The following is a 13,611-nucleotide window of genomic DNA, read 5'->3' as shown; positions in this document are numbered from 1 at the left end:
AAAAGAGAACACAGCAGTGTTCTCTTTACATTTTTGCTTGCTTCATAACTTCTTCAACGAAATTATCTTCCTTCTTTTCAATTCCTTCGCCCTTTTCAAATCTTGCAAATTTAACAATGCTGATATCATTTCCAGCTTCTTTTGATTTGTTTTCAAGCAATTTCTTTATAGTTAAATCCTGGTCTCTTATCCATAATTGTTCAACCAAGCATACTTCTTTGAAGTATTTTTGAATTCTTCCTTCAACCATCTTCTCAACTACTTTTTCAGGTTTGCCTTCATTAAGGGCCTGTTGTTTGTAAATTTCCTTTTCCTTTTCAATTACATCCTGAGGAACTTCTTCTCTTGTTAAGTAAAGTGGATTTGCTGCAGCTATTTGTAGCGCTAATTCCTTAGCAACTTCCTTTGAAACAGCTTCGTTCCCGCCATTAAGTTGAACCATAACTGCAATTCTTCCGCCACCGTGAATATAATCTGAAATTACACCGTTTTCAGTTGTGAATCTCTCAAATCTTCTGAGAGTCATATTTTCACCAAGCTTAGCTATTAAAGCTGTTATAGCTTCTTTTACGCTTAAGTTAGCATCTGCAATAAACTTTTCTTCAAGTATCTCTTCAACTGTAGCAGCATTTGATGCAGCAACTTGCTTAGCTATGTTCTTAGCAAGTTCTGCAAAATCAGCATTTTTAGCAACGAAGTCTGTCTCGCAGTTTAATTCAACAACTGCTCCTCTTTTTCCATCTTCTGATATGTATGTTTCAACCAATCCTTCTGCAGCAATTCTACCAGCTTTCTTTGCAGCAGCAGCTAATCCCTTTTCTCTCAAAATTTCTATAGCTTTATCCATATCTCCGCCAGCTTCTGTTAAAGCCTTCTTACAATCCATCATACCTGCGCCAGTTCTCTCTCTTAATTCACTGACCATCTTAGCAGTAATTTGCATAACTACTCCTCCTTATGTATATTTTGCTGATACTATGTTAAAGGTAAGGGAAACCCCTTACCTTAATTATTCAGCCATTTGTTCCCCTTGTCTTCCTTCGATGATTGCATCGGCTATCTTTGCAGCAATAAGTTTTACTGCTCTTATTGCATCATCATTTCCTGGAATTACATAATCAACATCATCTGGGTCACAATTAGTATCTACAATTCCTACAACTGGTATACCTAAAATTCTTGCTTCAGCTACAGCATTCTTTTCTTTTCTTGGGTCAACAATAAATAAAACTTCTGGAACCTTTTTCATGTTCTTTATACCACCAAGGTTCTTCTCAAGTTTTTCCTTTTCATGTCTTAATTTAATAACTTCCTTCTTTGGGAGAAGTTCAAATGTTCCATCCTGTTCCATTCTTTCAAGTTCTTCAAGTCTTTCTATTCTTGTTCTGATAGTCTTGAAGTTTGTAAGCATTCCGCCCAACCATCTTTCGTTAACAAAGTGCATGCCGCTTCTTATAGCCTCTTCTTTAACTGAATCTTGAGCCTGCTTTTTTGTTCCTACGAAAAGAACTTCCTTGCCTTCAGCTGCAGCAGCCTTAACGAATTCATAAGCTTCTTCAATTTTCTTTACAGTTTTTTGAAGATCGATAATGTAAATACCATTTCTTTCTGTAAAGATGTATGGAGCCATTTTAGGGTTCCATCTTCTTGTTTGATGTCCAAAATGAACACCTGCTTCTAATAATTGTTTCATTGATATAACTGACATAAAAGCACCTCCATTTGGTTATTCCTCCGCCATTCTCATTTTTTTAAAAGGCCTTACGGCACCCTTTTAAAAATCGGATGGCGTGTGTAATTTATTACCTTAAGTAGTATATCACATTATTTTTCAATTTACAACAATAATATTAAAAAATCCCTTGTTAACAAGGGATTTTTTAACTGTTTCTTAATTTTTTTAATTCATCAAGAAGCTTATCGTTTAATATTTTAATATGGGTTCCCTTCATTCCAAGAGATCTTGACTCAATAACACCAGCGCTTTCAAATTTCCTTAAAGCATTAACAATTACTGAACGAGTAATTCCAACCTTGTCAGCAATTTTGCTTGCAACTAGCAATCCTTCATTTCCTTCCAGTTCATTGAAAATGTGTTCAACAGCTTCTAGCTCTGAATATGATAAAGTTCCGATTGCAAGTTGAACAACTGCTTTCTTTCTAGCTTCTTCTTCTATTTCATCCTGTTTCGATCTAATAATTTCCATACCAACAATTGCAGCGCTATATTCAGCTAGAACTAAATCTTCATCAGTAAATTCTGAGCCATACCTTGCAATCAACAGCGTTCCCAATCTCTCTCTGTTCCCTATGATTGGAACTATAGTTGTAAACTTGTTTACATGGACACATTCTTCATTTCTGTCAAATACACATAAACCTTCATTTTTTAAATTCGATTTTGTTTCGTTGATAGTTAAAATTTGACTATTATAATCTTCTGGGAATTTTTGTTCACTAATAACAATTTCCTTGAGTATATCGCATTCAAATGAATCCACAATACTATGTCCTAAAACTTTACCCTTTCTACTAACGATGTAAACATTACAATTCATTACTTCACTTAATAATTTGCAAATGTCTGAAAATACAACCGGTTCGGTTGCTGATTTTTGCAATATCTTGTTTAAAACTCTAGTCTTTTCTAATAATGTTGCCATATTCATTATACCATCCTTTCTAAATAATGTATTTTGATGTATCGACATGCTTATATACTGTTTTTAGCTTGTCTTTAACATAGTTTTTATCTATTGTTACATTTTTGGGGCCTTCTGGTGCCTCAAATGATACATCCATCAAAACTTCCTCAAGAACTGTATGAAGTCTTCTTGCTCCTATGTTTTCGTTTTGCAAATTCAATATATATGCAACTTCTGCAATTTCATCTATTCCATCGTCAGTAAATTCAATACAAACTCCATCAGTTTTTAACAGTTCAACATATTGTTTTATTAACGCGTTTTTAGGTTTTGATAAAATCTCCTTAAAATCTTCTTTTGTTAAAGCTTTTAGTTCCACCTTTACAGGAAATCTTCCTTGCAACTCAGGTATTAAATCAGATACCTTTGAAACATGGAATGCTCCAGCTGCAATAAAAAGAATATGATCAGTTTTTACTGGGCCATATTTTGTATTAACTGTGCTGCCTTCAACAATTGGTAGTATATCTCTTTGAACACCTTCTCTTGAAACATCTGGGCCATGTCCTTTATTTTTTCCAGCGATTTTATCAATTTCGTCAATAAATACTATTCCATCTTCCTCAGCTCTTTTCTTAGCTTCGGTATAAACCAAATCCATATCTATTAATTTTGCAGCTTCTTCCTGTTCAAAAATTTTAATAGCATCCTTAATTGTTACCTTTTTGCTTTTTTTCTTTTTGGGGAATATGCCTCCAAATAATTCGCTTAAATTCATATTAATATCTTCTATGGAGGTCCCTGCTATTGCTTCGATTGGCATTAAAGAAGCATCTTCTACCTCAATTTCAACCATCATTTCATCTAACAACCCATCTTCAAGCTGTTTTCTTATCTGTTGTCTTTTAAGTTCCAAATCATCTTCGTTGATATTTTCATCTTCATTCTGTCTTTCAGTTTGAACTCCAAATAAGAATTCAAATGGATTTTTATTTTGATTTTTCTTTTTTGGATTTGGAGATAGAACTTCAATAATCTTATCTTTTGCGATAATTCTTGCCTTTTCTCTAACTTCATTCATTTTTTCTTCTTTAATTAGTCTAATCGATTCCTCAACTAAATCTCTTATAATCGAGTCTACATCTCTTCCCACATATCCTACTTCAGTAAATTTTGTTGCTTCAACTTTTACAAAAGGAGCTTTCACAAGCTTAGCAAGCCTGCGTGCAATTTCTGTTTTTCCAACGCCAGTTGGACCTATCATTAATATGTTTTTAGGTATCACATCTTCCTTTAATTCACCTACAAGCTGCCTTCTTCTATATCTATTTCTTAGAGCTATCGCTACCTTCTTTTTTGCATCATCTTGTCCAACGATAAATTTGTCTAACTCTTTGACGATTTCTTTTGGCGTCATATTGTTCATTTATACTCCCCCTTTAGGGATAATTAGAGCTTTTCTACAGAAATATTACTATTAGTATATACACATATTTCTGAAGCTATTAATAGAGCTTCTTTAGCAATATCCTCTGGATTTAGAGTAGATTTTCTTTTTAATGCTCTTGCAGCTGCTAATGCATACATGCCTCCTGAGCCAATTGCTGCAATACCATCATCAGGTTCAATTACTTCTCCATTGCCCGAAATTATTAAAAGTGTATCTTTATTGGCTGCAATCATTAGTGCTTCTAATTTTCTAAGCACTTTATCACTTCTCCAATATCCAGCTAAATCTACTGCTGCCTTTCTTATATTCCCATTATGCTGTTCAAGCTTTTCTTCAAATCTTTCGGACAAAGCAAATGCATCTGCAACTGAGCCCGCAAATCCAATTAGGACGCTATCATTATAAATCTTCTTAATCTTTTTTGCTGTGCTCTTTATAATAGTATTTTCTCCAAATGTTACCTGCCCATCACCTGCGATTGCAACAAAATCATTTATTTTTACTGCAACAATAGTAGTTGCCTTAAACATTTTAGCACCTTCCTCAACTTTTTTTATTAACTTTTTGTTAAAAAATTATAAATTTTTAAAAAATAATTTGTTAAAAAATTTTGAATAGTCTTAATTGTTTCAACAATTAAGACTAATATATCATAAAAATTCATTTTTATCAAGTATTCATGCATTACTCTTTGTATCCACAATTTTTGTCGTGACATACAAGATTCGTTTTTCCCTTTATGCTTTTTTCAAAAAGCATCTTCCCGCACTTTGGGCATTTCTTGTTTGTTGGCTTATCCCAACTTGCAAAATTGCATTCTGGATAATTGCCGCAGCCATAAAATGTCTTACCACTCTTACCCTTTCTTACTACTATTTTGCCGCCACATATTGGGCATGGAACATCCAATTCATCTACCAATGGCTTTGTGTTTTTACATTCGGGATATCCTGGGCACGCGAGAAATTTACCAAACCTGCCCTTTTTAATAACCATATTTCTTCCGCATTTTTCGCATATTATATCTGTTTCCTCTACTGGCTCTTCTATAGTTATCTTTCCAATTTTTTCTTCAGCAACTGCTATTTTTTCCTTTAGAGGTCTATAAAATTCGTCAATGACCTTTACCCAATTTTCGTCGCCCTCCTCGATTTTATCCAGCTTACTTTCCATTTCTGCTGTAAAATCAACGTCTACTATATTAGAAAAATATTCCTTCATTAGCTCGGTTACTATCTCCCCAAGTTCTGTAGGTTTTAAGTTTTTCTTTTCTCTCTCTACATAACCTCTATCTAATATTGTAGTAATAATAGGAGCATATGTTGAAGGTCTTCCTATACCGTATTCTTCCAAAGCTTTAACAAGTGTAGCTTCAGTAAATCTTGAAGGAGGCTGAGTAAAATGTTGTTTTGGATCTATCTTTTTTGCATCAAAAATTTCGCCTTTCTCTACCTCAGGCAACAGTTTATCTTCTTCTTCTTCGCCTGTTTTATATACAGCTAAAAATCCAGAAAACTTAAGAATACTTCCATTTGCTCTAAAAATAAAATCTTCTGCACTAAAATCAATTGTAACTGTATCATAAATTGCATCAGCCATTTGACTTGCAATGAATCTATCCCATATCAACTTATAAAGTTTAAATTGGTCATTAGTAAGTGAATCCTTTATAGATTCCGGGGTTTTTTCGACATATGTAGGCCTTATAGCCTCATGTGCATCCTGTGCAGCACCTTTAGTCTTAAACTGTCTTTCGTAATTTGGTAAGTAACTTTTTCCATAAGTTTTTGCTATAAAATCTCTTGCCATTTTTTTAGCTTCATCGGAAATTCTTACCGAATCAGTTCTCATATACGTAATTAAACCAACTGTCCCTTCTTTTTTTAGATCAATCCCCTCATACAACTGTTGGGCTATCGACATTGTCTTTTTGGTGCTAAAATTCAATTTTCTATAGGCTTCCTGTTGAAGTGAACTAGTTATGAAGGGTGGAGGGGGATTTTTCTTTTTTTCTTGTTTTTTTACATCCTCAACAGTAAATTTTTTATTCTTCAGCGTTTTTACAATTTCCTTTGCCAAATGTTCACTATTTATCTTTATTTTTTCTTTTCCTTTTGAAATGAGCTTGGCTTCTATTTCTTTATTATTGTTTTTTAAGTAAGCTGTGATGCTCCAATATTCTTCTGGAACAAAACTTTTTATCTCATTTTCTCTATCACAAATCAACCTGACAGCAACAGATTGAACTCTTCCAGCGCTTAATCCCCACTTTATTTTTCTCCATAGAACAGGACTTATTTCATAACCCACTAATCTATCTAGGACTCTTCTTGCCTGTTGAGCATCAACAAGGTTTTTATTAATCGTTCTTGGATTTTTTATAGCGTTTGTAACTGCATTTTTGGTAATTTCATGAAATTCTATTCTACATTTATCGCTCAAATTAATCCCAAGTATATTAGCAATATGCCATGAAATAGCTTCTCCCTCTCTATCGGGGTCAGTTGCAATGTATACTTTATTTGACTTTTTGGCTTCCTTCTTAAGTTCATTAATCAAATCACCCTTACCCCTAATAGTTATATATTTAGGCTTATAATCATTATCTATCTCTACGCCGAGCTGACTTTTAGGTAGGTCCCTTACATGCCCCATCGAAGCTTTAACTTTATAATTTTTGCCCAAAAACTTGCTTATTGTTTTTGCCTTGGCAGGTGATTCAACTATAACCAACGATTGCGCCATTTTTTCACCTCCAAAAATAAACTTATAGGCGACTTGTAGAATTATAACAAAAATCTGATTATTTTTCTACAATTAATTTATACATATTGTCATAAAATTTATTCTAAATGTTATTAAGTATTATAAAATTTCCGAAAGTCCTTTTAAGTATGCCCATACATTCAAGCTTACTTATAGCAGCAAGCACTTCATCAGAAGCAAAACTTAAGCTCTCAACAATATTTTCAACCGTCATTCCACCTATTTTTAATTTATTTAATATCGACAATTCTAATTCATTATATCCAGCTAAGGCATTATTATGCAATACTATTCCGTATTCCTCCAATATATCTTCAATTGTTGATACTAGTTTAGCCCCATCCTTTATTAAATTATTTGTTCCAATGCTGTTTACGCTGAATATGTTACCTGGAACTGCAAATACATCCTTACCTTGCTCAAGTGCGATATTAGCAGTTATTAATGAACCGCTTCTTTCTCCAGCCTCTACGACCAAGACGTAATCAGAAAGCCCGCTGATAATTCTATTCCTTCTAGGGAAATTATGAGCTAAAGGTTTTTCATCGGGTAAAAATTCAGAAACTACAGCTCCTTTCTTGATTATTTTACTTAATAGATTAATATTTTCTCTCGGATAAATATTCTTAAATCCGCTTCCCATAACAGCTATCGTTAATCCATCTGCATCAACCGCCCCATAATGGCTTGCAGCATCAATCCCTTTAGCAAGACCACTAATAATCACTATTCCCGCCTTGCTAAGCTCATAAGAAAATTTATATGCAACAGTAAGCCCATAATCGCTTGCCTTTCTTGACCCAACGATTGCAATACTTGGAAGTTTTTCATTAATTTCTCCCTTAATAAACAATCCTATTGGTGGGTCGTATATATTTTTTAGCCTCTCCGGGTAACCAATTTCATCGTATAAAACTAAATTAATATCATTTTCAGTTAAATATAAAGCAGTATCTTTAATCAATTTTTCTTTTTTTGATTCAATAATTTGTGTAGCTACATTTAAATTTATTCCCATGTTTGTCATTTCAATTAAAGTAAGATTGTAAATTTCATGTGGTTTCAAACCTAATTTTAACAAATCGAGCTTATCTCTATCCGTAATCTTTAAATTAAAAAACCAAATTTTATATAATAACTCATTCATTTTATCACCCTATCTCCAGAATCTTTTGTCCATATTTCTATATTGTATAGCTTCAGCAATATGCTTTTCACATATTTTTTCACTCGAATCCATGTCGGCAATGGTCCTTGAAATTTTTAATATTTTAGAATAACCTCTTGATGTAAGAGCAAGGTTTTTAAAGGCTATTTCTAATAATTTGCTAGCTTTTTCATCAAGTTTGCAATATTTTTTAATATGCTTTGGCTTCATTTGTGAATTACAAAAAATCCCTTCATCTTTAAACCTTTCAAGTTGAATTTTTCTGGCTTTTGTAACTCTTTCTCTTATTTTTAGTGAAGACTCTTCATCTTTTTCTCTGTTTAACTCTATAAACGAAACAGGTTCAACTGAGATATGTAAATCCAGTCTGTCTAACAATGGTCCTGAAATTTTATTCAAATAGCCCCTTATTTGATTTTCACTACAGTGACACTCTTTTATTGGATAGCCATAATATCCACATGGGCAGGGATTCATGCTTGCTATAATCATAAACCTTGCTGGATATGTATACTTGCCTTTTACCCTCGATATCGTTACCTTGCCGTCCTCTATTGGCTGCCTCAATGCCTCTAAAACATCCCTTCTAAACTCAGGAAGTTCGTCTAAAAATAAAACCCCATTATGAGCTAATGAAACTTCTCCTGGCATAGGATTACTGCCTCCACCAACAAATGAAGCTGCAGATACGCTGTGATGTGGGCCTCTAAAAGGCGGATTATTTATTAACCTACCCTTATCCTTTAATAGTCCGGCTACGCTGTATATTTTTGTTACTTCAACAGATTCTTCAAGCGATAATTCTGGCAGTATCGTCGGAACTCTCTGCGCAATCATGCTTTTGCCACTGCCTGGAGGTCCTATAAGCAATATATTGTGTCCTCCACTTACTGCAACTTCAATTGCCCTTTTAACATATTTTTGCCCCTTTACTTCATTGAAGTCTAAATCCTGAATGTCATTCTTATTAAAATTATCAATGTATGTCCTCTGTGGCGGCAAATCGTTGTTTATTGTATCCGCAACTTCATTAAGGTTTGAAATAGGAAATATTTCTATATCATCTATAAAACTTACTTCAAATTGATTTTCATAAGGTATAAAAGCTCTTTTGAACTTTCCTCTTGCCTCTAATAACATGGGCAATATTCCTCTAACCCCTCTTACTTCCCCATTAAGCGACAGCTCGCCAATAAAAACACATCCCCTCGTTTTAACATAATTTATTTCACCAATACAACATAATATTCCAACTGCAACTGCTAAATCCAAGTGAGTTCCTTCCTTTTTTAAATCAGCTGGTGCAAAATTAACTATAATTCTACCAGGCTCTAACAAGAAGTTAGAATTTTTTATCGCTGCTTTTACTCTCTCCTTTGATTCTTTTACAACAACATCTGGAAGCCCTACCATTGCAAAATATGGTAACCCACCTTGAACCTCCACTTCTACCTCTACTTCATATCCTTCTATTCCTACTAAAGTTATTGAATTAATTTTACTTAGCATAAAATCACCTCACATAACAATTATTGCCATTTAACATAGTTTTAAACAAAAAAAAAGACTGCTAAGCAGTCATAATTATTCAAATGCATTTTTGATTAAAAATATAGATTTCGCATCATTTTGCTCATTTAATATTATTTCTACAACATCAAATCTAATGTATTCATTGAATTGTTTCTTTTTAGCCAGATAAAGATTTGCCAAGTTTTTAATTCTTATTTGCTTATACCAGTCTACGGCTTCTCTCGGATATCCAAATTCAATGCTTCTTCTTGTCTTAACTTCAACAAAAACCAGGAATTTACCGTCGCGTGCAATTATATCAATTTCGCCAAATTTTGTTCTAAAGTTCTTCTGTATTATAGTATATCCGTTTCTTGTCAAATGCTTTGCAGCCAAGTCCTCTCCAATTTTACCCATGTCCTTTTTATTAAACATATAACCACCCTATAAGTTTTTAATAAAACTTTTTCTATGTAATTCACATGGTCCAAATTTTTTTAAAGCTTCAATATGCTCCTTTGTTCCATATCCTTTGTTTTCGTCAAATTTATATTCTGGATACTTTTCAGATATAAACTTCATAAACCTATCTCTTTCTACCTTTGCAATTATCGATGCAGCTCCAATTGAAACTGATAAATCATCACCTTTAATTATTGCCTTTTGAGGAATTTCAACATCTAGTTTAACTGCATCTATTAGCAAATAGTCAGGTTTTATTTTTAGATTTTCAATCGCTCTTATCATAGCCAATTTAGTAGCAATTAGTATGTTTAACTCGTCTATTTCACTTTGAGATGCAATTCCAATTGAATAATCCACTGATTTTTCAATTATCTCGCAGTATATCTTTTCTCTTGCCTTTTCGGATAACTTTTTAGAATCTTTTATTCCTAGAATTCTTTTATTTTTATCCAGTATAACAACAGCTGCATAAACTGGTCCTGCAAGAGGGCCTCTTCCTACCTCATCTATTCCTGCTACATATGTATACTGTTTGTAAAGTTCTTCTTCATAAATACTTCTTTGAATATACTCCTTTATAAGCTCATTTTCCTTTAAAATTTTATTTAATCTTTTATCAAATAGATTAATCACGGTTTTTCTACTATCAACTTTTAATATTTCAGACTTTAGATTATTTAATTCTTCTATGCTTATACATTTATCAATCATTACTTTTATTTCGTCAACCCTTAGCATATTATTCAACCCCAATTATCATATTAGGAGTTTCAAGAGATATTCTTCCAAGCTTACCTATCCTAAACTCTTCCATTAATACATTTGCAGCTCTATACATATCTATTTCCGAACCAGCAACGATACATCCTCTTTTGCGACCAATATCCTTAAGCATTTCCGTTGGATCATCCTTTATCTCTATCTTAAATCTGTCTTTTAGATTGTTTGGATTAGACTTTTTTATTTCATCTATAAACTTTATCGACAATTCAACTATATCTAAAATCTCTTCTTTAATCGCCTTTATATACGCAAGATGAAGAGCTACCATTTCATCATCAAATTTAGGCCAAAGTATTCCAGGAGTATCCATCAATTCAAATTCATTATTTACCTTGATCCACTGTTTGCTTTTGGTTACTCCAGGTCTATCACCTGTTTGGGCTGTAGATTTGTTGGCTATTTTATTTATAAAGGTCGATTTACCAACATTAGGAATGCCAACAACTAATGCTCTCACTGGTCTGCCTATAATACCTTTATTTATATCCTTTTGCAATTTGTTTTTAATAATGTTTTTTATGCTCGGGAAAATTTTATTTATGTTTTTACCAGTTATACAATCAACATCTAAAGCCACGATGTTGATTGACTTGTAGAAATTAATCCATTCTTTATTTATCTTTTCATCTGCCAAATCTGCTTTGTTCAAAATCACTATCTTGGGTTTGTTTGAAATGATTTCATCGATATCAGGGTTCTTGCTGCTGATTGGCGCTCTTGCGTCTAATAATTCTATTACAACATCAATTAATTTTAATGATTCAGATATTTGCCTTTTAGTTTTAACCATATGCCCTGGATACCACTGTATATTCATATGTAAGCCTCCTAGATAATACTGATTATATTTATTATACAAATTTATATTAAAAAAACAAGCATGACCAATAAAAAAGAGACTGCAGTGCAGCCTCTTTACTCAATGATTTCCTTAACTCTTGTAGCAGCCTTACCGATCTTCTTTCTGATGTAGTAAAGCTTAGCTCTTCTAACCTTACCTCTTCTAACCACTTCAATCTTATCGATTATTGGTGAATGAACAGGGAATGTTCTTTCAACACCTACACCGTAAGAAATTCTTCTTACTGTGAAAGTCTCTCTAACTCCACCATTTTGTCTCTTTAAAACTAAACCTTCAAAAACCTGAATTCTTTCTCTGTTTCCTTCTCTAACTTTTACGTGAACTTTTATAGTGTCACCTACATTGAAACTTGGAAGGTCATTCCTTAATTGTTCAGCTTCAATTGCTCTTATTAAATCCATGTTCTTTCCCTCCTTCCCGCATAGACGTTCATAGCCACCTAGAGGAACGCCCGTTTTCACACAGGGAATATTATAGCATATATCTTAATGTTTGACAACAGACTTTTTTATTATTTTACCAACTACCAGATGAGCCTCCTCCCCCAGACGACCCACCTCCAAATCCACCAGAGTTTCCTCCGCCTGAGCCTCCAAAACCGCTAGGCCCACCAAATCCTCCTGGTCCTCCAAATCCTCCACCTCCACGTCCCGAACGAAATCCAATTGCAATCAAATTTAGTATAAGTTTTAAAATTGACCATCTAAGAAATCTGCCGTCAATAAACAGTAGCAATATAATGAACATAATAAAAACTATATTTTCAAAATCAAATGCCTCATCTACAGTCTGCTTGGCATTATCGACAATATTTATTTTGTTTCCTTCAAGTGTAACTCCATATTCTTGAGCAATCTCATTGCATATAGCCTTGTAACCTAGCAGTATTCCTTTATCATAATCTTCATTCTTAAAGTAAGGAAGTATATATTCGTCTCTTATTCTGCCAGTTTTTCCATCTGGCAAAGCACCTTCCAAACCATAACCCACTTCTATTCTCATTTTTCTATCTTCTACTGCAACTAACAACAGAACGCCATTATTTTTATCCTTTTGACCTATGCCAAAGCTTCTAAAAATACCATTAGCGTATTCTTCAATTGTCATTTCTTCTGTTGATTTGATAACCACAACTGCTGCTTCAGCAGAAGTTTTACTGAATAGCTCCGAGCCTATTGAAATAATTTCTTCTTTAGTATGAACACCTAATATTCCTACATAATCGTTTACATATTTGTATTCAGTTGGCTCTGGAAACTGCGGAGCTGCATAAACTGCATGGGAAATAATAGTCAGGAAGGTTAAGAATATATAAATTAATTTTCGCATATATTCACCCCCTAAAACTTAACATTAGGGGTCTTTTGTGCACCTTCTTCAGCTTCAAAATAAGGTTTTTCATCAAATCCAAACAATTTAGCTATTATAACAGTTGGAAATCTTTTGATTTTAACATTATAAGCATTTACAGCTGAATTATAGTCTTTTCTTGCAACTGCAATTCTATTTTCAGTCCCAGCTAACTCATCCATCAATTGCCTGAAATTAGCATCTGCTTTTAAATTGGGATAATTTTCAACAACAACTAAGAGCCTTGATAAAACAGAACTCAATTCATCATTAGCTGCTGCCTGTTCACTCAGCGTTTTTGCTCCCGCAAGTTTAGCTCTTGCATCTGAAATGTTTTGTATTATTTCCTTTTCGTGTTTTGCATAACCTTTTACAGTTTCGACAAGATTGGGTATTAAGTCGCTTCTTCTTTGCAATTGATTCTGAATCTGACTATAGCTTTCTTTTGTTTTTTGATCTAAAGACACTAATGTATTATAGCTGCTAATTCCCCACAAAACTACTATTGCTAAAATTATGATTGTAATAAAACCCTTGCTTAATCTTCTCATTTATATCCCCCTTTACTCCACTTTTTATAATTATACCCCTCAATTAAGTATATAGCAAA

The 13,611-nt window shown here is 33.4% G+C and carries 14 protein-coding genes; all 14 read right to left on the bottom strand.

Going from position 1 to position 13,611, the window contains the following annotated elements:
* Window positions 1–25: 25 nt before the first annotated feature.
* On the bottom strand, window positions 26–943 hold the full coding sequence (gene tsf / locus ABG79_RS05730; RefSeq protein WP_057978065.1) for a translation elongation factor Ts: 918 nt from the start codon (window positions 941–943) through the stop codon (window positions 26–28).
* Between the two features lie 66 nt (window positions 944–1,009).
* Window positions 1,010–1,708 (bottom strand): 30S ribosomal protein S2, encoded by a 699-nt coding sequence (gene rpsB / locus ABG79_RS05725; RefSeq protein WP_057978063.1) that lies wholly within the window; start codon window positions 1,706–1,708, stop codon window positions 1,010–1,012.
* 172 nt (window positions 1,709–1,880) lie between these two features.
* A complete protein-coding gene (codY, locus tag ABG79_RS05720; protein WP_057978246.1) occupies window positions 1,881–2,663 on the bottom strand; it encodes a GTP-sensing pleiotropic transcriptional regulator CodY in 783 nt (260 codons plus the stop codon).
* A gap of 19 nt (window positions 2,664–2,682) precedes the next feature.
* Window positions 2,683–4,071: an ATP-dependent protease ATPase subunit HslU gene (hslU, locus tag ABG79_RS05715; RefSeq protein ID WP_057978060.1), complete on the bottom strand. Its 1,389-nt coding sequence runs from the start codon at window positions 4,069–4,071 to the stop codon at window positions 2,683–2,685.
* 23 nt (window positions 4,072–4,094) lie between these two features.
* Window positions 4,095–4,625, bottom strand: a complete 531-nt coding sequence (hslV, locus tag ABG79_RS05710) for an ATP-dependent protease subunit HslV (RefSeq protein ID WP_057978058.1) — start codon at window positions 4,623–4,625, stop codon at window positions 4,095–4,097.
* Window positions 4,626–4,779: 154 nt separating this feature from the next.
* Complete coding sequence (topA, locus tag ABG79_RS05705; RefSeq protein ID WP_057978056.1) at window positions 4,780–6,840, bottom strand: type I DNA topoisomerase; 2,061 nt, start codon at window positions 6,838–6,840, stop codon at window positions 4,780–4,782.
* Between the two features lie 103 nt (window positions 6,841–6,943).
* Window positions 6,944–8,008, bottom strand: a complete 1,065-nt coding sequence (gene dprA / locus ABG79_RS05700; protein WP_057978054.1) for a DNA-processing protein DprA — start codon at window positions 8,006–8,008, stop codon at window positions 6,944–6,946.
* Between the two features lie 9 nt (window positions 8,009–8,017).
* A complete protein-coding gene (locus ABG79_RS05695) occupies window positions 8,018–9,538 on the bottom strand; it encodes a YifB family Mg chelatase-like AAA ATPase (protein ID WP_057978052.1) in 1,521 nt (506 codons plus the stop codon).
* Window positions 9,539–9,613: 75 nt separating this feature from the next.
* Window positions 9,614–9,976, bottom strand: a complete 363-nt coding sequence (locus ABG79_RS05690; protein WP_057978050.1) for a YraN family protein — start codon at window positions 9,974–9,976, stop codon at window positions 9,614–9,616.
* Between the two features lie 9 nt (window positions 9,977–9,985).
* Window positions 9,986–10,744: a ribonuclease HII gene (locus tag ABG79_RS05685; protein ID WP_242859313.1), complete on the bottom strand. Its 759-nt coding sequence runs from the start codon at window positions 10,742–10,744 to the stop codon at window positions 9,986–9,988.
* Between the two features lies 1 nt (window position 10,745).
* A complete protein-coding gene (gene ylqF / locus ABG79_RS05680) occupies window positions 10,746–11,606 on the bottom strand; it encodes a ribosome biogenesis GTPase YlqF (RefSeq protein WP_057978046.1) in 861 nt (286 codons plus the stop codon).
* Between the two features lie 98 nt (window positions 11,607–11,704).
* Window positions 11,705–12,052 (bottom strand): 50S ribosomal protein L19, encoded by a 348-nt coding sequence (gene rplS, locus ABG79_RS05675; protein ID WP_057978044.1) that lies wholly within the window; start codon window positions 12,050–12,052, stop codon window positions 11,705–11,707.
* Window positions 12,053–12,167: 115 nt separating this feature from the next.
* Window positions 12,168–12,980, bottom strand: coding sequence for a TPM domain-containing protein (locus tag ABG79_RS05670; RefSeq protein WP_057978042.1), 813 nt, complete (start codon window positions 12,978–12,980; stop codon window positions 12,168–12,170).
* An 11-nt stretch (window positions 12,981–12,991) separates the two neighbouring features.
* On the bottom strand, window positions 12,992–13,552 hold the full coding sequence (locus ABG79_RS05665; RefSeq protein ID WP_057978040.1) for a LemA family protein: 561 nt from the start codon (window positions 13,550–13,552) through the stop codon (window positions 12,992–12,994).
* Between the last annotated feature and the right edge of the window lie 59 nt (window positions 13,553–13,611).

It is taken from the genome of Caloramator mitchellensis (assembly GCF_001440545.1).
Lineage (GTDB): Bacteria > Bacillota > Clostridia > Clostridiales > Caloramatoraceae > Caloramator > Caloramator mitchellensis.
Note: the sequence above shows the minus strand (reverse complement) of the source record. Positions and strands in the feature narration are given on the sequence as shown.

Bases quoted from the DNA above. Each gene is read 5' to 3' on its own strand.
- ABG79_RS05690 (WP_057978050.1), bottom strand. From the start codon at position 9,976: ATGTTTAATAAAAAGGACATGGGTAAAATTGGAGAGGACTTGGCTGCA.
- rpsB (WP_057978063.1), bottom strand. From the start codon at position 1,708: ATGTCAGTTATATCAATGAAACAATTATTAGAAGCAGGTGTTCATTTT.
- codY (WP_057978246.1), bottom strand. From the start codon at position 2,663: ATGGCAACATTATTAGAAAAGACTAGAGTTTTAAACAAGATATTGCAA.
- ABG79_RS05685 (WP_242859313.1), bottom strand. From the start codon at position 10,744: ATGCTAAGGGTTGACGAAATAAAAGTAATGATTGATAAATGTATAAGC.
- ABG79_RS05670 (WP_057978042.1), bottom strand. From the start codon at position 12,980: ATGCGAAAATTAATTTATATATTCTTAACCTTCCTGACTATTATTTCC.
- tsf (WP_057978065.1), bottom strand. From the start codon at position 943: ATGCAAATTACTGCTAAGATGGTCAGTGAATTAAGAGAGAGAACTGGC.
- ylqF (WP_057978046.1), bottom strand. From the start codon at position 11,606: ATGAATATACAGTGGTATCCAGGGCATATGGTTAAAACTAAAAGGCAA.
- hslV (WP_057978058.1), bottom strand. From the start codon at position 4,625: ATGTTTAAGGCAACTACTATTGTTGCAGTAAAAATAAATGATTTTGTT.
- dprA (WP_057978054.1), bottom strand. From the start codon at position 8,008: ATGAATGAGTTATTATATAAAATTTGGTTTTTTAATTTAAAGATTACG.
- rplS (WP_057978044.1), bottom strand. From the start codon at position 12,052: ATGGATTTAATAAGAGCAATTGAAGCTGAACAATTAAGGAATGACCTT.
- hslU (WP_057978060.1), bottom strand. From the start codon at position 4,071: ATGAACAATATGACGCCAAAAGAAATCGTCAAAGAGTTAGACAAATTT.
- ABG79_RS05665 (WP_057978040.1), bottom strand. From the start codon at position 13,552: ATGAGAAGATTAAGCAAGGGTTTTATTACAATCATAATTTTAGCAATA.
- topA (WP_057978056.1), bottom strand. From the start codon at position 6,840: ATGGCGCAATCGTTGGTTATAGTTGAATCACCTGCCAAGGCAAAAACA.
- ABG79_RS05695 (WP_057978052.1), bottom strand. From the start codon at position 9,538: ATGCTAAGTAAAATTAATTCAATAACTTTAGTAGGAATAGAAGGATAT.